The organism is Arthrobacter oryzae (assembly GCF_003634095.1).
Lineage (GTDB): Bacteria > Actinomycetota > Actinomycetes > Actinomycetales > Micrococcaceae > Arthrobacter > Arthrobacter oryzae.
Map to the genome: position 1 here is coordinate 97736 of NZ_RBIR01000007.1, position 20183 is coordinate 117918.

General features: G+C 66.8%; 16 protein-coding genes. 10 read left to right on the forward strand and 6 right to left on the reverse strand.

Annotated elements, in window-relative coordinates; all coding sequences use genetic code 11:
• The first annotated feature begins 39 nt into the window (after positions 1 to 39).
• From C8D78_RS19745 to C8D78_RS15005, 5 genes are all read left to right on the forward strand, one after another.
• Positions 40 to 525 carry a hypothetical protein gene (locus tag C8D78_RS19745; RefSeq protein ID WP_167467924.1) on the forward strand — a complete coding sequence of 162 codons (486 nt, stop codon included), beginning with the start codon at positions 40 to 42 and terminating at the stop codon, positions 523 to 525.
• A 311-nt stretch (positions 526 to 836) separates the two neighbouring features.
• A complete protein-coding gene (dnaK, locus tag C8D78_RS14990; protein ID WP_120954666.1) occupies positions 837 to 2699 on the forward strand; it encodes a molecular chaperone DnaK in 1863 nt (620 codons plus the stop codon).
• Between the two features lie 2 nt (positions 2700 to 2701).
• Positions 2702 to 3364: a nucleotide exchange factor GrpE gene (locus tag C8D78_RS14995; protein ID WP_208641971.1), complete on the forward strand. Its 663-nt coding sequence runs from the start codon at positions 2702 to 2704 to the stop codon at positions 3362 to 3364.
• Between the two features lie 329 nt (positions 3365 to 3693).
• Positions 3694 to 4680, forward strand: a complete 987-nt coding sequence (locus tag C8D78_RS15000) for a DnaJ C-terminal domain-containing protein (protein WP_208641972.1) — start codon at positions 3694 to 3696, stop codon at positions 4678 to 4680.
• 15 nt (positions 4681 to 4695) lie between these two features.
• A complete protein-coding gene (locus C8D78_RS15005; RefSeq protein WP_120954668.1) occupies positions 4696 to 5118 on the forward strand; it encodes a heat shock protein transcriptional repressor HspR in 423 nt (140 codons plus the stop codon).
• A gap of 88 nt (positions 5119 to 5206) precedes the next feature.
• Here the strand turns inward: C8D78_RS15005 and C8D78_RS15010 are convergent, their stop codons facing one another.
• From C8D78_RS15010 to C8D78_RS15020, 3 genes are all read right to left on the reverse strand, one after another.
• A complete protein-coding gene (locus C8D78_RS15010; RefSeq protein ID WP_120954669.1) occupies positions 5207 to 6532 on the reverse strand; it encodes an MFS transporter in 1326 nt (441 codons plus the stop codon).
• A 92-nt stretch (positions 6533 to 6624) separates the two neighbouring features.
• Positions 6625 to 7365, reverse strand: a complete 741-nt coding sequence (locus C8D78_RS15015) for a FadR/GntR family transcriptional regulator (protein ID WP_120954670.1) — start codon at positions 7363 to 7365, stop codon at positions 6625 to 6627.
• Between the two features lie 81 nt (positions 7366 to 7446).
• Positions 7447 to 8805 carry an NAD(P)H-dependent oxidoreductase gene (locus C8D78_RS15020; protein ID WP_120954671.1) on the reverse strand — a complete coding sequence of 453 codons (1359 nt, stop codon included), beginning with the start codon at positions 8803 to 8805 and terminating at the stop codon, positions 7447 to 7449.
• Positions 8806 to 9289: 484 nt separating this feature from the next.
• Here C8D78_RS15020 and C8D78_RS15025 point away from each other — a divergent pair, with 484 nt between their 5' ends.
• The gene (locus C8D78_RS15025; protein WP_120954672.1) at positions 9290 to 9688 is read left to right on the forward strand and encodes a hypothetical protein; all 399 of its coding nucleotides are present in this window, start codon (positions 9290 to 9292) and stop codon (positions 9686 to 9688) included.
• A 91-nt stretch (positions 9689 to 9779) separates the two neighbouring features.
• Positions 9780 to 11972, forward strand: a complete 2193-nt coding sequence (locus tag C8D78_RS15030) for an elongation factor G-like protein EF-G2 (RefSeq protein WP_120954673.1) — start codon at positions 9780 to 9782, stop codon at positions 11970 to 11972.
• Here C8D78_RS15030 and C8D78_RS15035 read toward each other — a convergent pair.
• Positions 11962 to 13371, reverse strand: coding sequence for an aldehyde dehydrogenase family protein (locus tag C8D78_RS15035; RefSeq protein WP_120954674.1), 1410 nt, complete (start codon positions 13369 to 13371; stop codon positions 11962 to 11964). The genes C8D78_RS15030 and C8D78_RS15035 overlap by 11 nt on opposite strands.
• Positions 13372 to 13690: 319 nt before the next feature.
• Here C8D78_RS15035 and C8D78_RS15040 point away from each other — a divergent pair, with 319 nt between their 5' ends.
• Both C8D78_RS15040 and C8D78_RS15045 read left to right on the forward strand, forming a co-directional pair.
• Positions 13691 to 15160 (forward strand): APC family permease, encoded by a 1470-nt coding sequence (locus C8D78_RS15040; RefSeq protein ID WP_120954675.1) that lies wholly within the window; start codon positions 13691 to 13693, stop codon positions 15158 to 15160.
• Positions 15161 to 15303: 143 nt separating this feature from the next.
• The gene (locus C8D78_RS15045; RefSeq protein WP_120954676.1) at positions 15304 to 16317 is read left to right on the forward strand and encodes an isopenicillin N synthase family dioxygenase; all 1014 of its coding nucleotides are present in this window, start codon (positions 15304 to 15306) and stop codon (positions 16315 to 16317) included.
• A 99-nt stretch (positions 16318 to 16416) separates the two neighbouring features.
• Here C8D78_RS15045 and C8D78_RS15050 read toward each other — a convergent pair whose 3' ends face one another.
• The gene (locus C8D78_RS15050; protein ID WP_120954677.1) at positions 16417 to 17394 is read right to left on the reverse strand and encodes an AraC-like ligand-binding domain-containing protein; all 978 of its coding nucleotides are present in this window, start codon (positions 17392 to 17394) and stop codon (positions 16417 to 16419) included.
• A 124-nt stretch (positions 17395 to 17518) separates the two neighbouring features.
• Positions 17519 to 18109, reverse strand: a complete 591-nt coding sequence (locus C8D78_RS15055; RefSeq protein WP_120954678.1) for a TetR/AcrR family transcriptional regulator — start codon at positions 18107 to 18109, stop codon at positions 17519 to 17521.
• 121 nt (positions 18110 to 18230) lie between these two features.
• Between C8D78_RS15055 and C8D78_RS15060 the strand changes: the two genes are divergently transcribed.
• Positions 18231 to 20174, forward strand: a complete 1944-nt coding sequence (locus C8D78_RS15060; RefSeq protein ID WP_120954763.1) for a primary-amine oxidase — start codon at positions 18231 to 18233, stop codon at positions 20172 to 20174.
• The last annotated feature ends 9 nt before the right edge of the window (positions 20175 to 20183 follow it).

Here is a 20183-nt window from a genome sequence, read left to right on the forward strand (position 1 = left end):
CGCATGGGCGCGCCCGGTGCTTCCAGGAAGGATCCATCAATGTCTGAAGAGAACATGTCAGAAGAAAGCATGTCTGCAGAGAACAGGCCGGACCAGAGCAGGACCGGAAATGCAGCGTCAGCCGACGCCGAGGCGCGGGCCGGGACGGGCTCCGCGGAGGATGTGGCGGAGGCCGCAGCGGCCGAAGGGCAGTACGCCGAAGGCGACTACGGCTCCGCGGGCACGGCCGGCGAAGTGCCGCCCACGGCCGTCGAAGGGGCCTACGCGGCAGGAGACTACGGCGACGCCGGCGTGGCCGGAGCGGCCGCCGTCGGCGACGTGGAAGGCGACTATCCCGAGGGTGACTACGGCGAGGCAGGCGCTGCCGGTGAGCCCGCCGCCGTCACCGAGGAGGGGGAGTATCCCGAGGGTGATTACGGAACGGGCGGAGTAACGGGCGTCCGGCGGCTCGGCGGCCGGGAGGCGGGCGCGCCGTCCGCCGACGATGCGGAGCGGGGCGGGAACCAGGAGCGCGGCGGGAACTAGGGCGGGAACTGCGGCGGGTCGACGGCCAGCCGGCTCGCGCCGCAGTTCCCGCCCCAGGTTCGCGCAGGGCGAAATACTGCCCCCGGAAGCGGCAATGAGGCTGAAATCCGGGAAATGCGGGTCAAGAAGAGCGCCCTTGGACCGGAGCCGGGACAAAGTTGAGTCGATGTCGCTCAACTTTGGATTGACTTAAGTTCGGGTCTGGGTAAAGTTGAGTGTAGATCGCTCAATATCTGTCGGACCCGGCTGGTGAAAGCCACTGTGGGTCCGCGGCCTTCTCGAAGATTCCAAGGAAAGTAAGGAAGCAACCCATGTCACGTGCAGTAGGTATCGACCTCGGAACCACTAACTCCGTCGTCTCAGTTCTCGAAGGTGGCGAGCCCACCGTCATTGCCAACGCCGAGGGTGGCCGCACCACGCCGTCGGTGGTTGCCTTCTCCAAGTCCGGCGAGGTCCTGGTCGGCGAGATCGCCAAGCGCCAGGCAGTCAACAACATTGACCGCACCATCGCGTCCGTCAAGCGCCACATGGGCACCGACTGGACCGTCGCCATTGACGACAAGAAGTACACGGCGCAGGAAATTTCCGCCCGTATCCTCATGAAGCTGAAGAACGACGCCGAGTCCTACCTCGGCGAAAAGGTCACCGACGCGGTTGTCACCGTCCCGGCCTACTTCAACGACGCCCAGCGCCAGGCCACCAAGGAGGCCGGGGAAATCGCCGGCCTGAACGTCCTGCGCATTGTCAACGAGCCCACCGCGGCCGCCCTGGCATACGGCCTGGACAAGGGTAAGGAAGACGAACTCATCCTGGTCTTCGACCTCGGCGGCGGAACGTTCGACGTGTCCCTGCTGGAAGTCGGCAAGGATGAAGACAACTTCTCCACCATCCAGGTCCGCGCCACCGCCGGTGACAACCACCTTGGCGGCGACGACTGGGACCAGCGCGTCGTGGACTACCTGCTGAACCAGCTCAAGGTCAAGGGCATCGACCTCACTAAGGACAAGATTGCCCTGCAGCGCCTCCGCGAAGCTGCCGAGCAGGCCAAGAAGGAACTCTCCTCTTCCTCCAGCACCAACGTCTCCCTCCAGTACCTGTCCGTCACCCCCGACGGCCCGGTCCACCTGGACGAGCAGCTGACCCGCGCCAAGTTCCAGGACCTCACCAAGGACCTGCTGGACCGCACCAAGAAGCCGTTCCAGGACGTCATCAAGGAAGCCGGCATCAAGCTCTCCGAGATCGACCACATCGTGCTCGTCGGCGGCTCCACCCGCATGCCGGCCGTCTACGACCTGGTCAAGGAACTGGCCGGCGGCAAGGAGCCCAACAAGGGCGTCAACCCGGATGAGGTCGTCGCCGTCGGCGCAGCCCTGCAGGCCGGTGTCCTAAAGGGTGAGCGCAAGGACGTGCTGCTGATCGACGTCACCCCGTTGTCCCTTGGCATCGAGACCAAGGGCGGCATCATGACGCACCTGATCGAGCGCAACACCGCCATCCCCACGAAGCGGAGCGAGACCTTCACCACCGCGGATGACAACCAGCCGTCCGTAGCCATCCAGGTCTTCCAGGGCGAGCGTGAATTCACCCGCGACAACAAGCCGCTGGGCACGTTCGAACTGACCGGCATCGCCCCGGCCCCCCGCGGCGTCCCGCAGGTGGAGGTCACCTTCGACATCGACGCCAACGGCATCGTGCACGTTTCGGCGAAGGACAAGGGCACGGGCAAGGAACAGTCCATGACCATCACCGGCGGCACCGCGCTGTCCAAGGAAGACATCGACCGCATGGTCCATGACGCCGAGGAGCACGCCGCCGAGGACAAGGCGCGCCGCGAGGCAACGGACACCCGCAACACGGCCGAACAGCTCGCCTACTCCGTGGACAAGCTGATCGCCGACAACGCCGACAAGCTGCCGGAAGAGGTCAAGACCGAGGTCAAGGCCGACGTCGACGCCCTCAAGAAGGCCCTCGAGGGCACCGATGACGCCGCCGTGAAGACCGCGTTTGAGAAGCTGCAGGCTTCCCAGAGCAAGCTCGGTGAGGCCATCTACGCCCACGCCGGATCCCCCGACGGCGCCACCGGCGCTGAGGGTGCCCCCGCAGGCGAGAAGGCAGCGGGTTCCGATGAGGACATCGTCGACGCCGAAATCGTCGACGAAGACGAGAAGAAGTAATCATGCCGCACCACGGTAACGAAGAAGAGCACGGTTCTTCCGAGAGCCGGCGCGAGGCTGAACAGCGGGAGAACGAGCCGCAGAAGCCGGTGATCCACGACCACCGCAAGGTGGATCCGAAGACCGGCCAGGCCCGCCACCCCGGCCAGGAGCACGCCGAATCCGGGGACGCCCTGTCCCAGGCGGAGGACATCCTCAACAGCGTTGAGGTGCCCGCCGCGGAATCGGTGGCTCAGGGCGCAGCCGGCGCCGCCGAGGCGGAGGAGCTCAGGGATGACCTCCGTCGCCTGCAGGCCGAGTACGTCAACTACCGCAAGCGCGTCGAGCGCGACCGGGCCGTGGCGGGCGAGATGGCCGTCATCGGCGTCCTGAACGCGCTGCTTCCGGTACTCGACGACGTCGACGCCGCCCGCCAGCACGGCGACCTCGCGGACGGTCCTTTCGCCGCGATCGCCGCGAAGCTGGAGACCGCGCTGAAGACGTACGGACTGGTCCGCATCGATGAGACCGGCGTGGAGTTCGATCCGACCATCCACGAGGCCCTCATCCAGCAGCCCGGCACGGATATCGAGTTCGATACCGTCAGCCAGGTCCTGCGCTCGGGCTACAAGTCCGGCGACCGCGTGCTCCGGGCGGCGCAGGTAATCGTGGCGGTACCGGCGTAATTTCGCCTTCGGCGTGACGCATCCGCGCCTTCGCGGATGAGGGGGCCCCGCCCCTCCGCCGGGTGGCCAAGGATCTACGATCCTCGGCCACCCGGCTCCGGCAGGCCCGATGCCACTCCCGGGCCCCCTCATCCGCTACGGCGTTCAGCGGTAATCTCGCCTAAGGTGAGGTGACTACGGGCTCGGAGTGATGCATGGGCCCCGGGAGTGGCATCGGGCCTGCCGGAGCGTGGTCGCTTGGTCCGCAAGGACCAAGCGACCACGCGAAGGGGCGGGGGCCCATGCATCACGCAGAGCCACGCAACACAAGAATTAGAGAGGAAACGCCATTGGCTAGCCAGGATTGGGTGGACAAGGACTTCTACAAGATCCTTGGTGTCGCCAAGGACGCTTCCGACGCCGACATCAAGAAGGCCTACCGGAAGCTTGCCCGGCAGCACCACCCGGATACCAACGCGGGCAATGCGGCGTCGGAGAAGAAGTTCAAAGACATCTCCGAGGCCTATTCGGTGCTCTCTGATGCCGATGAGCGCCAGCAGTACGATGCGATCCGTGCCATGGGCGGCGGCGCACGCTTTGCCCCCGGCGGAGGCGGCGGGGCTGCCGGCGGAGCGGGCTTCGAAGACCTGTTCGGCGGGCTCTTCACCGGCGGCGGCGGCCGCCATTCCGGCGGGTACAGCACCGCGGGCGGCATTCCTCCCGAGTTCGCTGATCTCTTCGGCGGCGGAGGCGGATTCGGCGGCGGAGGCCAGTCGTTCCAGCGCGCTCCGCAGAAGGGGGCGGACCGCACCGCGTCCACCTCGATCTCATTTGCCGGGTCCATCCGCGGCACCACGATCGGTCTGCGTGAACCCGACGGCGAGGTCATCGACGTCCGGATCCCGGCCGGCATCAAGGACGGGCAAAAGGTCCGCGTCCGGGGCAAGGGCCAGTACGGTCCGGCAGGTAACGGCGACCTCATGGTCACCGTCACGGTCAAACCCCACGATTTCTACGTCCGCGATGGCGACAACCTGCGCATCCACGTCCCCGTCTCCTTCCCGGAAGCGGCCCTGGGCGCGGATATCGAGGTTCCCACGATCGATGGCGACAAGGTCAAGGTCAGGGTCCCCGCCGGAACGCCGTCGGGCCGCACGCTGCGCGTCAAGGGCCGCGGCGTCAAGCACGCCAAGGCCACCGGCGATCTGCTGGTGACAATCGACGTCGCCGTGCCGCGGAGGCTGAACAAGGAAGCCGAGGCTGCCGTGAAGGCCTTCGCCGCGGCAACCGCCGATGAGGACGTCCGCACGGGCCTGGCAACCAAGGCCCGGCTCTAGGAACGGGAGCCAGCCATGGGCATCGACTTCGATCAGCCGATCTTCGTCATCTCCGTTGCCGCGGAACTTGCGGAGATGCACCCGCAGACCCTGCGCCAGTACGACCGCATGGGCATCGTCTCGCCCAGCCGCGCCCCGGGCAAGTCGCGGCGGTACTCGCAGCGGGACGTCAACATGCTCCGCGAGGTCCAACGGCTCTCCCAGGAGGGGGTCTCGCTGGAGGGCATCAAGCGGATCCTTCAGCTCGAGAACCAGGTGGCCGCCCTGCAGCGCCGGGTCACTGAGCTGACGGAGGAGCTGGGGCGCCGCCGGCAGACCGCCGATTCGCGGATCTTCGCCGCCGGAACAGCCGGCGACGTCGTCAGCCTAGCCCGAGGCAAGCGTCCGCAGGCACGGTCGCAGGCCCTCGTGGTGTGGCGGCCGCGCGGCATCGAATAGGCCGTAGGCAGCAAAAACAGCTGTGCCCGGGACCCCTGCGGGTCCCGGGCACAGCTGTTGTTGTGGCCGGATTGCTCCCTACGGGCCCCTACTTGCCGGCGGCGATGAGCTGGTCTACGGCAGCGCGTTCGCTCCGCCCCCAGGTTTCCCGCGTGACCAGGGCCGCGGTGAGCCCGATGGCTCCGCATGCCATGTAGACGATTGCCACGCCGCTCCAGCCCCAGGCGGCGGCAGTGGCTGCTGCGATGAGGGGGATGAAGCCGGAGATGGCGGCCGAGAACTGGTAGCCGATCGAGGCGCCCGAGGTACGGGTGTTGGCCGGGAACAGCTCGGAGAACCAGGCGCCCTGAGAGCCGGCGAGCATGTCGTGGAGGACTGGCAGCCCGATGATGTAGACGAGGATGACCAGGAACGGGACGCCGGTGTTGACCATGAGGAACATCGGGAAGCCGAAGAGAATAATGCCGGCGGAGCCGATGACATAGAGCTTACGGCGTCCGATTCCGTCGGTCAGCCGGCCCCAGAGGATGGTGGTGACGACGCCCAGCGCTGCTGCCAGGACGAGGCCGGTCAGGCCTGTCTGGCGGTCGACCAGCTTGTTGGCAACGATGTAGGACAGCAGATACGTGACGATGACGTAGAAGCCACCAGACTCGGCCAGGCGAAGGCCGATGACCCGCAGAATCGTGCGCCAGTCATTCTTGATGACGGTCAGGAGCGGGTTCTTGACGAGTTCGCCTTTGGCTTTCGTTTCCTCGAATTCGGGGGATTCGCTGACCTTGAGCCGGATGATGATGCCGGCGATGATGAGGATGGAGCTGGCCAGGAATGGAATCCGCCAGGACCATTCGTTGTTCCAGCCGGTGGTTGCCAGGAAGACGAGGTTGGCCAGCAGCAGTCCGAGCGGGACGCCGGCCTGGGGGATGCCGGTGTACCGGCCGCGCTGGCGCCAAGGAGCATGCTCAAAGGTCATCATGATGGCGCCGCCCCACTCCGCACCGAACGCCAGGCCCTGGATGATCCGGATGGCCACGAGCAGGATCGGGGCCGCGACGCCGACCTGCTGGTAGGTGGGCAGGAGCCCGATGAGGAAGGTTGAGGCGCCCATGACCAGCAGGGCGCCGACGAGGACTGGTTTGCGGCCGTACTTGTCTCCGAGGTAGCCGCCGATCAGCCCGCCCAGCGGCCGCATCGCGAAGCCAACGGCGAGGGTGGCGAACGCCAGCAGGGTGGCGGCGACCGGATCCTGGCCGGGAAAGAATGCGGTGCCGAAATACAGGGCGGCCGCCGTGCCGTAGGCCAGGAAGTCGTAGTTTTCGATCGTGGTGCCGACGGCACTTCCGATTGCCACCTTGAGCTTGTCCGGTGAACCGTGTTCAGCCTGGCGGGTTTGTGTTTGCGTGAGCGTGCTCATCAGCGTCCATATCTCCTTCGATATGGGACGGGGGAGTCTTCCCCTATCCCGGGTGCCGCGGGCCATGCACCAGGCGACGCCGTCAGCGGGCGTCAGCGCGGGTGGTTCTGTCCCTCGACGTTTCCAATGTTGTAAAAACTGCGGATGTGCTCACCCACAGCGCGCCTGGATTCATTCGCATCCCGCCGCCGGATGGCGTCGAGAATGTGCCGATGTTCGCTGCGAACGACTGTGGCGGTCTTCTTCCAGTCCTCCAGCCGCGCGTAGGCCTCGATCATCTGGCGGTTGATGGCGGTCCGCAGCGACCCCATCAGGTGGGAGGAAAGCGTGTTGCCGGTTGATTCGGCGATCCGGACGTGGAATGCGGCATCCAGCCGGTTGAACTCGGCGGTGGAAATCTCGGGATCCTCCATCGCGTCCAGGATCAATTCCAGTTCGTGGAGGTCCTGTTCGCTGGCCCGCACCGCGGCTTCCTCGCAGCACCAGGTTTCCAGGGCGATCCGGGTCTCAAGAACGTCTTTCTGGTCGAACTGCCCCAGTGCCAGCTGGAGCTTGAGCAGGTTGACGAAGCCGGATCCGGGCTCGCCCACCAGGACCGCCCCGCCTTCGGCCCCGCCGCCGGGCCGGATGTCCACGATGCCCAGTGCCTCCAGGACCCTGAGGGATTCCCTAAGCGACGGCCGGGAAACCCCCAGGAGTGCCGAGAGGTCCCGTTCGCTCGGCAGCTTGTCCCCTGCCTTGAGCCTGCCGTCCAGGATTCTGTCCTCGATCTGGGACATCACCTGCTCGTAAGTCCGGACCCGTTGGACCGGTTCCCATGCTTCTGCGCTCATGTTCGACCACCTCGTTGATTGCCATGCCGCCGGCTGGGCGCCGGCGGCACTTCCATCGTAATCGCGGCCTGACGGTCAGACCTATGCGTGCTGCAGCATCTCGGTCCGGAACTCCGTCTCCAGCTGCCGGCGGATCTGGACCGCCAGAAGCGTTTCGTCGGCGTCGACGTCGTCCCACGAGACGGTGCCGTCCTTGGGTACGTCGCGTTTGAGCTTCATGCCGTGGGCAAGCCCCAGCGGCAGGGCGTTGCGCTCCAGCGAGATCCGGGCCGGGGCCAGCTTGCCGAACGCCGTGTAGCCGCCTTCGCCGTCCAGGATTTCTCCTGCTTTGAGGTCCTTCTTCGCCGTCGTCATGACGTCTCCGCGGAAGCCGGTCGGCGACCCGGTGGCTTCACCGCGCAGCACGGCCGAGGCGATGCTGACCCCCAGTTCGAGCCCGATCATGTGGTACGGGCGGTACAGCGAGCCATAGCGCCCCGTCGAGTCGGTCTTCACCCCGTACTCGGCAAAGCACTGCGCGGCGTAGTCCGTCTTCGCCTCGAACGTGACATAGACGCCCCAGCGGAGATCGCGCTCAACTTCGGTGCCGTCACGGTGCAGGCTCGAGGCAATTTCCACAGTCCCGCGCCTGGTCAGGATGCCGCCCACCGACTTCTCGCGGTAGATGTTCGGGAGATCATCCACTCCGGCCGGCGGGAAGAAGAGCCCATCGTCCTGCGGGGTGAGCCCGGTCCCGTTGGCCACGGCCGCCATTTCGATCGCGGACTTGGTGCCGTCGAGGAAGGAGTTGAACATTTTCGGGTTGAAGTCGCCGGAGGCGAGCTGCTCGTCGCTGAAACCGTAGTAGTTCCAGACCGTGTCCGGGGTGGAGTAGTTGTATTCGGGGAGGTATTTGGTGCCCTTACCGGCGGCGACGATATCGAAACCGACCGTCCGGCACCAGTCGACCATTTCGCAGATCAGGGCCGGCTGGTCGCCGTACGCCATGGAATAGACCACGCCGGCGGCCTCGGCGCGGCGCTGGAGGATCGGGCCCACCATGCAGTCGGCCTCGACGTTGACCATGATGATGTGCTTGCCGTTGTCGATGCTCTGCACGGCATGGGCGGTCCCGACGATCGGGTTTCCCGTAACCTCCAGGATGACCTCAATTTCCGGGAGCCGGATGAGGTCCGCGGAGCTCTCCGTGACGAAGGTGGTGCCGTTGCGGAGGGCCTCCGCGAAGTTCTTCGCCGCGTACCGCTCGGCCGGCCAGCCCGTGCGCCGGAGGGCGCCCCTTGCCTTGGGGACGTCGATGTCGGCAACGCCGACAACGTGGATTCCCTCCGTGTTGAGTGCCTGCGTGAGGAACATCGAGGCAAATTTGCCGGCGCCGATGACGCCCACCCTAATGGGACCCTGCGTGGCGGTTCGCTTCTGCATGAGCGAGTAGAGATTCATGTGGCTACTTCCTCGTAGTATTGCTGGGAGATTTAGGTCTGTTGGTCAGACCATCTGCTGTTACAACCATGGCATGAATTTCTGGGATGTGTCAACGGTCACGTTCTCCCGTGACGTCGGGACGCCCCGGGCAAGTAGCCGCTAGGGCGAACTGAGTACTCCGGAGCGGAAGCGGGTAACGGGCCTTCCGATAGTCGGGTACCTGAAACGCGTGACTTCAGGCCTGGCCCGCGCATTGAATTGGGGTGTCAGAAAGTCTGGCGTGACGCGCTCAAAGCTTCTCCGCGAAGCCCGGGCGCAGCCAGCGCAGCAGCGTAGAGGCCGGGGGGCATCGCATGCATGAATCAGCCGGGTTTGATCCGTCCACGTTCAGTTCGTCCACGTTCGGTTCCGCCCTATTCCATCCGCCCACATTCCATTCGCCCCCGGTCCAATCGTTGCGGGGCGGGACCCGGCTGCGGTCTGAAACGTCTGCGGGCCTGCGATGAATCCGGGGTTCCAGCCGGCCGTCCTGTTTGCCGCCTCCCTGCCCGGCCACATCCTGATGTCCCTGGGTCAGTCCCTGGTGGTGGTCTGCCTGTGCTTCGACTTCGTCCGGGCCGTCTCCGTGCCGCGGTCCCACCGCCGGTATGTGGCCAACACCGTGTTCCGCACCCTGGCGCTGCCGTCGATTGGCGTCATGGCGTTCAGCGTGCTCATCGATGCCCTCTCCGGCTCGTGGACGGACGTCGCGGCCGGGGTCTTCGTCATGGTTTCCGTGATCTTCCGCTGGCACCATGACACCGATGAAGACAGCTGGTGGAAGGGCAAAGGCAAGGCCCTGGGCCGCTGGCTCCGGAACCGGACGGCGTCCCGGTCCCTGGTGGCTCCGGCCGCGGCGTGAAAAAGCCCTTGCTGTCCGGGCGTCCCAGGGTGTCCAATCCTTAAGACAAGGCCCTGCAGGGCACGAGTGGATGCTACGCCGGGAGGTTCTCATGCCGTCGAAGGGCGCCAAGACTCCGTCGAGGGGTCCGGTCCGGGGCACGTCTGATCTCCGACGTGCAGATGCCAACGGCGCGCCGCCGCCGGAGCAGCCGGACAAGATCCGCAATGTGGCGCTCGTGGGGCATTCCGGCGCCGGGAAGACGATGCTCACCGAGGCCCTGCTTGCCGCTACCGGGGCCATCGCGCGCAAGGGCTCGATCGCCGACGGCACTACCGTGAGCGACTCGGATCCCGCCGCCATCGCCCAGCAGCGCTCCGTGGCGCTGGCAGTGGTGCCCGTGACGTCCGGAGACAACAAGATCAACCTGCTGGACACCCCGGGGTACACGGATTTCATCGGCGAACTGCGCGCCGGACTGCGCGCGGCGGACGGGGCGTTGTTTGTGGTCTCAGCCACCGACGACGTCGACGCCGCGACCACCGCGCTCTGGAGCGAATGCCAGCGGCTCGCGATGCCGCGGGCCGTGGTCATCAGCCGGCTGGACCATCCGCGCGCGGATTTCGACGCCGCCGTCGCCCGCTGCCGCCTGGCCTTCGGCGAAACCATCCTGCCGCTCTACCTCCCGGTTCACGCCGACGCCGGCACCGGCCTGCTGGGGCTGCTGACCGGAACAGTGTCCGAATACGCTCCGGACGACCCCGTGCCCGCCACCCGCGCGGCCAACGACGCCGAGCTCGCCGCGTCGGAGTCCGCGCGCGGCGCGCTGATCGAGGGGATCATTGCCGAGAGCGAGGACGAGACGCTCATGGACCGCTACCTCGGGGGTGAGGACATTGCCCCCGAGGTCCTCATTGCGGATCTGGAGACGGCCGTCGCCCGCGGGTCGTTCCACCCGGTGCTGCCGGTATCCGCGGAATCCGGACTCGGTCTGGCCGAGCTGCTAGACGTCCTGGTGCGCGGGTTTCCGACGCCGGCGGAGCATGCCGTCCCGGCGGCGACGGACTTTAATGGTGTGGCCGTCCCTCCGTTGGATTGTGATCCCCAGGGACCGCTGCTCGGCGAGGTGGTCCGCACGACGATCGACCCGTTCCTTGGCAGGGTCTGCCTGGTGCGGGTCTTCTCCGGGGCAGTGCGGGAGGACGCCGCGGTCCATGTGGGCGGCCGTGGCATGTCCGGCCGCGGCCACGAGGACCACGACAGTGACGAGCGGATCACGCACCTCTATTCGCCGCTGGGATCGGGCCTGCGCCCGGTTCCGTTCTGCGTGGCCGGGGACATCTGCGCCCTGACAAAACTGGGCAATGCCGAGACCGGCGACACGATTTCGGCCAAGGAGCTGCCGCTGCTGATTGCCCCCTGGGACATGCCGGACCCGCTCATGCCGGTTGCGGTGGAGGCGGCCACGCACGGCGACGAGGACGCCCTGGCCCGGAACCTGGGGAAGGTCACTGCCGGGGACCCGACCCTGCGGGTGGAACGGAACTCCGAAACCCACCAGCTGATCCTGTGGTGCATGGGCGAGGCGCACGCCGACGTCGTCCTGGGCAGGCTGCGGGACCAAGGCGTGAACCTGCAGACCGTCCCGGTGATCACCCCGCTGCGGGAGACGTTCGGCGCGCCGGCAGCGGGCCACGGCAGGTACGTCAAACAATCCGGCGGCCACGGCCAGTACGCCGTCTGCGACATCGAGGTGGAGCCGCTGGACCGCGGTGCCGGGTTCGAGTTTGTCGACAAAACGGTGGGCGGGGTGGTTCCCGGGCCGTTCATCACCTCGATCGAGAAGGGCGTCCGTGCCCAGATGCAGAAGGGCGTCTCCGCCGGGTTCCCCGTTGTGGATATCCGGGTGACGCTGGTCGGCGGAAAGACCCACAGCGTGGACTCCTCAGACGCCGCGTTCCAGGCGGCCGGCGCACTGGCCCTTCGGGAGGCCGCGGCGGCCACCCGCATCCAGTTCCTGGAACCGGTCTCGTCCGTGACCATCAGCGTTGCGGAGGAGCACGTGGGCGCCGTGATGAGCGACTTGTCCTCCCGCCGGGCCCGGCTGACCGGAACCACGTCCGCCGGGGATGACAGCACGGAGATCAGCGCCGAGGTTCCGGACCAGGAACTGTTGCGGTACGCCGTGGAGCTCCGCGCGCTGACCGCCGGAAGCGGCCGGTTCCGGCGCAGCTACCTGCGGCACGAACCGGTGCCCGCCACCGCGGCGCCGGTGGTCCCGAATAAGAACAGCATCAGCCGTTGATGACCTGCGGGACGCCGAGGGCTTTGAGGCCCTCGACGCCGAATTCGAGGCCGTAGCCGGATTGCTTGGCCCCGCCGAAGGGGACGCGGGGGTCCACGGCGCCGTGCTTGTTGATCCAGACGGTGCCCGCCTCGATCCGCGCCGCCACCTTCCGGGCCGCGGCAGGATCGGCGGACCAGACGGAGGCGCCGAGTCCGACGTCGAGGGCGTTGGCCATGGCGACGGCCTCGTCCACGCTGCTGTAGCGGATGATCGGCAGGGCGGGGCCGAACTGTTCCTCGGTGACGAGGGGATTGTCGTTGTCAATGTCGGCCACGAGCGTGGTGGGGTAGAAGTGGCCGGCCCGGTCCGGGTCCGGGTTGCCGCCCAGGAGCACGCGCGCCCCGGATTCCTTGGCGGCGTTCACGAGCGCCGCGACGACGTCGTACTGCTGGCGGTTCTGCAGCGGGCCCAGGACGCTGGCCTCGTCCAGTCCGTTGCCCATCGGCATGGCGGCGGCGACCGCGGTGAGCTCCTCGCAGACAGCATCGTAGATGGCATCGTGGACGTAGAGGCGTTTGAGGGCCGCGCAGGTCTGGCCGGTATTGATGAACGCGCCCCAGAACAGGCCCTCGGCGATGGCCTTCGGGTCGGCGTCCGGCAGGACGATGCCGGCGTCGTTGCCGCCGAGTTCCAGGGTAAGGCGTTTGACCGTGTCCGCGGAGGACTTGATAATCGCCCTGCCGGTTGCGGTGGAACCGGTGAACATGATTTTGCCGACCGCGGGGTGTGCGGCCAGGGCCTCGCCGACGTCCCGGCCGCCCGAGACGGCCGTGAGGAGGCCCTCCGGGAGCTCCTGGTTCAGGACGTGGACGAGGGCCAGGACGGACAGCGGGGTGAACTCGGAGGGTTTGACCACAACCGCGTTGCCCATCCGCAGGGCCGGGGCCACCTGCCAGACCGTGATCATCATGGGCCAGTTCCAGGGACCGATTGCGCCGACGACGCCGATAGGGCGGTAGTGCAGCTCGGCGCGGGTCTCGCCGTCGTCAACCACGGTTTCCGGATCCAGGGGCGTGGCGGCTGCCGCCCGGAGCCAGGCGGCACAGGCGCCGACCTCGAAGCGGGCGTTGGGGCCGTTGAGCGGCTTGCCCTGTTCGCGGGAGAGCAGGCGCGCCAGTTCCTCGGCGGAACGTTCGACGGCGTCGGCCGCCCTCAGGAGGGCGGCGCTCCGGGCCTCGTGACCCAGTGCGGCCCAGACCGGCTGCGCGACCGCCGCTGCGGCGATGGCCTGCTCAAGGTCCTGGACGGTGTGGACGGGCGCGTCCCCGACAGGTTCGCCGGTGGCCGGGTCGATGAGGGTCCGGACCGCGCCGGACGTCGGGGTGATCGAGGCGAGAAGGGCGTCGTAGGTTTCCATGGTGTACTCCACATCGAGTAGGTGAGCCGTACTGTCCTGTCCGAGTTTGCTCCGGGGCGCCACCCGCAGTCTTGTCTTTGCGCGAACTGCAGTTGATCCGTCGCGAACGATCGCGATGGCCAGGGCGACCCCTGCGCCGGAGGCCGTTGCGCTGGACTCCGTGGCGCGGGACGCTGTTGCGCTGGGGAACAACAACCGGTCGCTGATCGACAAGAGGGTGACGGGCGTCACCTGCCATGCTGGATTTCACGGTGCATGGCACCTCCTCCGATTTCTCAGACCGCCATTTCCCCGACTCATTACCGCTAAGAAGGATCCGATGAGTATTTCAAATTCCGAATCCCGGACCGCAGAAGACAATCCCCGCACGGAGCACTCCACCGCGCTCCGTGCCGGCAGCGTCGGCGTCATGGGCATTCTGTTCTTTGTCCTGTCCGCCCAGGCGCCGTTGACCGGAATCGTCGGGGCGTCGCCGCTGGCCGTGGCCCTCGGCAACGGTGCCGGCGCGCCCGGCGCGTATCTTGTGGTGGGCATCGTGATAGTGATCTTCGCCGTCGGGTTCGTCGCGATGAGCCGCAAGATCCAGGCCAACGGCGCCTTCTACGCCTATGTCACGGCCGCGTTTGGGCGAAAGATCGGGGCAGGAGCGGCATGGCTCGCGCTCCTCGCGTACAGCACGGTCCAGGCCGCGATGTATGGGCTGTACGGGGCCGCCTTCTCGGGCGTGCTCGGCACCGCGGGAATCACGGTTCCCTGGTGGCTGCTGGCCGGGGTCACCATGGCGGGCGTGCAGGTGCTGGGATCCCTCAACATCGAACTCGGGGCGCGCGTTCTGGCAGTCCTTGTAGGCCTGGAGGTCGCCATCCTGCTCATGTTCGGCTTCACCGTGCTGTTGCGCGGCGGCGGACCGGAAGGGATAAGCCTGGCGGCGTCATTCTCGCCTGCGGCGATCGGCGCCGGCGCCCCCGGGGTAGCCATCATGTTCGCTGTCGCCTCGATGTTCGGCTTCGAATCCACGGCCATCTACTCGGCGGAGGCCAAGGACGCCCACCGTACGGTGGCCCGGGCCACGTATCTGTCGGTGGGAGTCATTTCAGTGTTCTTCTCCTTCATCTCATGGATGCTGGTCAGCTACTACGGCCCCGCGCACGTCATGGATGCGGCGGGCGCGGCCCTCGAATCGGGCGACTCCACCTCCTTCGTGCTTACGCCGATGGTGGAGCTGTTCGGGCCGTGGGCCGGGACCGTCACCGGTATCCTGCTGGTGACCTCCCTGCTGGCCGGCATCATCGCCTTCCACAACGGCATCAACCGCTACCTCCATTCGCTGGCACTGCGCGGATCGATGCCCCGCGTCGTCGCCCGGACCAACCGGCACAAGGCCCCCGCCGTCGCCGCGAGGATCCAGACCGTTGTCGCTTTCCTGCTCGTTGCCCCGTTCGCGGTGCTGTCATTGGATCCGGTCCTGACCCTCTTTTCCTGGTTCAGCGGGCTGGCCGTGGCCGCGCTTCTGGTGCTGTACATGCTCTGTTCCTTGGCTGTCGTGGCGTACTTCCGGCGCGAAAGGGAAGCCGGCCAGCTCTGGCAGACTGCGGTGGCGCCAGTGCTCGCCACCGCGCTGCTTGGCTGGGTCCTGTCCCTCGTGATCAGCAACTTCACCGCGCTGATCGGCGGCAGTGCAGAAACGGCCGTGGGCCTGCTGGTCGCCGTCCCCGTCGTGTTTGCGGCTGGCGTGCTGGTGGAAGCCGGCATCGAGCGCAAGGCGGCCCGCTCGGGAGTCGCTGCCTAGCGACGGACCCTGCCTGGGGCCGCAGGCCCGCCCCCGATGTCTTATTTCGACATGTTTAGTCCTCATCCTTGCAGCCCGGTCCGTAACATTGGAACTAATACAGGCTCCGGCTTGCCAAGTTCGCTGTAAAGGACTATTAGACGATGTCACTCGAATCATTGCCCGTCCTGGACTTCTCTCGACTGAGCGCCGGCCCGGAAGAGGCCTCCCGGTTTCGGGACGAACTGCGCAATGCCATGCATGAGGTCGGGTTCCTCTATCTGGCCGGCCACGGCATCCCGCAGGAGCTCACTGACGCCATGCTCGACGTCTCCCGCCGCTTCTTCGAACTGCCCGATGAACAGAAGCTCGCCGTCGAGAACGTCCACAGCCCACAGTTCCGCGGCTACACCCGGGTCGGCGGCGAAATTACGGACGGAGCGGTCGACTGGCGCGAGCAGATCGACATCGGCGTCGAGCGTGACACTGTTGAGCCGGGCGCCGGTGTAGCTGACTACTGGCGCCTCGAAGGGCCCAACCTGTGGCCAGGCGCACTGCCAGAGATGCAGGAGATTGTCTCGGAGTGGACCGAGCGGCTGAGTGCCATCTCCCTCGCGCTTCTGCGGGCGCTTGCCGTGTCCCTGGGAGCGCCCGAGGACACCTTCGATGCGGCATTCGCCGCGCGGGCCTTCCCGCTGCTCAAGATTGTGCGTTATCCGGGCGAGTCCAACCCGGAACCCAAACAGGGTGTCGGGTCCCACCGCGACGGCGGCGTGCTTACGCTCCTCCTCGTTGAACCCGGGAAGGGCGGACTCCAGGTGGAGTACCAGGGGAAGTGGATCGACGCACCTCAGGTGCCCGGAACATTCGTGGTCAACATCGGCGAGATGCTCGAGTTGGCCACGAACGGTTATCTCAAGGCCACCCTGCACCGCGTAATCTCGCCCCTGCGCGGCACGGACAGGATCTCTCTTCCGTTCTTCTACAACCCCGCGCTGGACGCGACGATGCCCAAGCTCGCGGTGAGCCCGGAGTTTCAGGCCAAGGCCCGCGGCCTGTCGGTGGACCCGACCAACAGCCCTATTCTGGAGACCTACGGGGACAACGCCCTACGCTACCGGCTCCGGGCCCACCCTAATGTCGTCGCAATTCACCACGCGGATCTGATCGCGCACTGACGTCGCGCCGTCCCCGCGGGGGCCGCATCGTTCCCATGCCGCAACGGGTCCCGCCCGCGGGTGCTGCCACCGGCGGGTCTCCTCCGCGGCGGGTGACGGTCACGCGGGGGCGCCGCGCCGCCAGTCGCTGGGGGACACGCCGAAGGCGTCCCGGAACGAGCGGCTGAAGTGGGCCGCATCCAGGAACCCCCACCGCCCGGCCACGGCCCCAACCGGCATGCCGGCCAGGAGCGGATCCCGAAGTTCGCGGCGCGCCCCTTCCAGCCGCTGAGTCCGGATCCAGCTCGCCACCGTGGTCCCGGATTCATGGAAGACGTTGTGCAGGTGCCGCGTGGAGATGAAATGGGCCGCCGCGATGGAGGCTGGCGAGAGCGCCGGATCGGCCAGGTGGGCATCGATGTACTCGCGGACGGATGCCGCCATGAGGGCCTGAGGCCTCATTCGGTCCGGGGACATGTCCAGTTCCGAATGCAGCATCGTGGAGACCAGATCGAGAGCGTTCGTGGCGAGGCGGGAGCCGCTGGGACCGCTCAGCGCGTCCAGGTTCTCCGCGAGGTGGGCGATGAAGGGCCCGACGATCGCGGCCAGACCGCCGTCGGCGGCCATCCGCACAGCGGAAAGCTGCGCGATGCAGTCCGGCGGCAGGGGCAGCGCATCCCAGGGAAACATCACCACCATGAGCCGGGCGTCCCCCTCGAAGGCAAGCGTGTAGGGGCGGCTGGTGTCATAGATGGAAAGATCGCCCGGATGCAGGACCGCCTCACGGTTGTCCTGAATGAGGAGCCCGGTGCCCTGCAGTTGGAGATTGAGCTTGAAGTAGCGCTGGTTGGACTGCGCAATCAGTGCCGGCGTGCGGTGGACCTCATGGCTCGTGGAGGAAACCTCCACGAGTGCCACACGGTCCAGCCTGCGGGACCGCATGCGGCCGCGGAAGTTGTCCGTATCTGCGCTCGAGGCGGCCAGGGGAACGAAGGACTCCGCGACAAGGTGCTTCCAGTGCTCGAAGGATTCTGCTGTGCTGGTGCGGACATCCTGTCCTGCGGGACTGGGCGTTGGGCGGGCTGCAACTGCGGTCATAGAAGTTCCTGACGGCGTCGTATTTCGGGGAATGTGTCGTGGGACACAGTCCTTTCAGGGTAGCGCCGCGATCTGCTGCTGTCATCTTTTTTCGACGTTCGGCGAAAAAAGATGACCGCCGCGCCTAGCAGGCCAGCAGCGCCAGGAATCCCTCCAGCTGCTCGTTCAGCCCCAGCTCCACCTGGCCCGCCGGGGCGAGCGCCGCCGAGATCTGCGCACCGAGGAGGAGGTTGAGCAGCTGCCCCGCCAGGGCGGCGTCATCGACCGCAGTGGTGACATTGCCGGCTTCCCGCGCCTCGGCGAGATGCTGCCTTATCGCCGCAAGCCACTGCTCCATCGACTCCCGGTGGATCCGGGCCTTATCGGGATCGTTGATGGCCTTCTGCCAGAACGGAATGACAATCCGGGCCTCGTTGATCCGCTCCTCATCCAGGGGCAGCACCTCCACGCAGAATGCCCGCAGGGCCGCGAGCCCGGCCTGCCCGGCCGTAAATTCTGCGATGCGCTCGTTGGTGCGGTTAAAGACGTGTCCGAATGCGAAGGTCAGCAGGTCATCCTTGGTGGGAAAGTACGGCTTGAGGGCGCCGTTTGCAAAGCCGGCCTCGAGGGCAATCTCCCGCATGGTGGCACTTTCGATGCCGAGCCGGGCGATGATGCGCCACGTGGCGTCGACGAGTTCGAGCCGCCGCTGGTCGTGGTCGACAATCTTTGGCACCGGACAGCTCCCCAATTATTTTGCGTCGGACTCTTGTGGCACAGCTTACATTTCCGTATTCTCTACAACTATAGAAAATAAAGTTCCGACCCGCCAGGGTCCCCGAACGAAAGCCGTCATGATGACCGCACAACCTGACACCCGCACCTCGTTTAGCCAGAACAGCCAGTACAGCCCGTACAGTCTGGCCACGGGCGCCGAAGTCACCGCAGTCCAACGCATCCTGCGCGCGGCGGACCTGCTGGGCGAGACCGGGCGCATCGCGTACCTGGGCCTCGTGGACCCCGCCAGGGATGCGCCGTCCGGAACCGCGGACCGCCGGTTCCGGGTCTTCGTCCACGACGTCTCCGGAGGGCGCCCGGCCGACGTGACTGTCTCGGTCACCAGCGGCGCGGTGATTTCCGTCGCCGAGCTGGATACGGCGGCAACCGGGGAGCTCCCGGTCCTGGAGGAGGAATTCGAGGTGGTCGAGGAGCTCCTGGCCACGGACGGGCGGTGGCTCAAGGCGCTGGCGGACCGCGGTTTGGACGTCAGCAAGGTCCGCGTGGCCCCGCTGTCTGCCGGGGTCTTCGAGTACCCGGAGGAAAAGGGCCGCCGGATCCTGCGGGGCCTGGCCTTCGTGCAGGATTTCCCCGAGGACAGCGCCTGGGCGCATCCCGTTGACGGGCTTGTCGCGTATGTGGATGTCGTCGCCAGGACGGTGACGCAGGTGCTGGACACCGGGGCCGTTCCGGTTCCCGCCGAACACGGCAACTACACCGACCCGGAGCTGACCGGGCCGCTGCGGACCACGCAGAAACCCATTCACATTACCCAGCCGGAGGGCCCCAGCTTCGCGGTCACCGGCGGCAACCACGTCGAATGGGAAAAGTGGAGCGTCGACGTCGGCTTCGATGTCCGTGAAGGGGTGGTGCTGCACAACCTTGCCTTCCAGGACGGCGACCGCCGGCGGCCCATCATCAACCGGGCGTCCATCGCCGAGATGGTGGTCCCGTACGGGGATCCATCGCCGATCCGGTCCTGGCAGAACTACTTTGACACCGGCGAATACCTGGTGGGCCAGTACGCCAATTCGCTGGAACTGGGCTGCGACTGCCTCGGCGAGATCACTTATCTCAGCCCTGTCATCAGCGACGCCTTCGGCAACCCGCGGGAGATCCGCAACGGCATCTGCATGCACGAGGAGGACTGGGGGATCCTGGCCAAGCACAGCGATCTCTGGACGGGCATCAACTACACCCGCCGCAACCGCCGCCTGGTGATCTCCTTCTTCACCACCATCGGCAACTACGACTACGGCTTCTACTGGTACCTCTACCTCGACGGCACCATTGAGTTCGAGGCCAAAGCCACCGGCGTCGTTTTCACTTCCGCCTACCCCGAGGGCGGCTCGGCCAACATCTCCCAGATCGCCCCCGGACTGGGCGCGCCGTTCCACCAGCACCTCTTCAGCGCGCGCCTGGACATGGCGATCGACGGCTTCACCAACCGGGTGGAGGAGGAGGACGTGGTGCGGCAGGCCATGGGCGAAGGCAATGAACGGGGCAATGCGTTCTCCCGAAGGCGCACTGTCCTGGCGCGCGAGTCGGAAGCAGCCCGGGAAGCCGACGCCCGCAGCGGCCGGACCTGGATCATTTCCAACCCGGAATCGCGAAACCGCCTGGGTGAGCCCGTGGGCTACAAGCTGCACGCCCAGGGCCAGCCGAACCTGCTGGCCGACCCCGAGTCGTCAATCGCCCGCCGCGCCGCCTTTGCCACGAAGGACCTGTGGGTCACCCGGTTCGCGGAGGATGAGCGGTACCCGACAGGGGACTTCGTCAACCAGCACGCCGGGGGAGCGGGCCTGCCGGCGTACATCGCGCAGGACCGTGACATCGACGGCCAGGACATCGTGGTGTGGCACACCTTCGGGCTGACGCACTTCCCCCGGATCGAGGACTGGCCCATCATGCCGGTGGACACGGTCGGCTTCAAGCTCCGGCCCGAGGGCTTCTTCGACCGCAGCCCCGTGCTGGATGTCCCGGCAGGCTCGCAGCCTGTCGCCGGCGGACACTGCCACAGCTAAACTGACGCC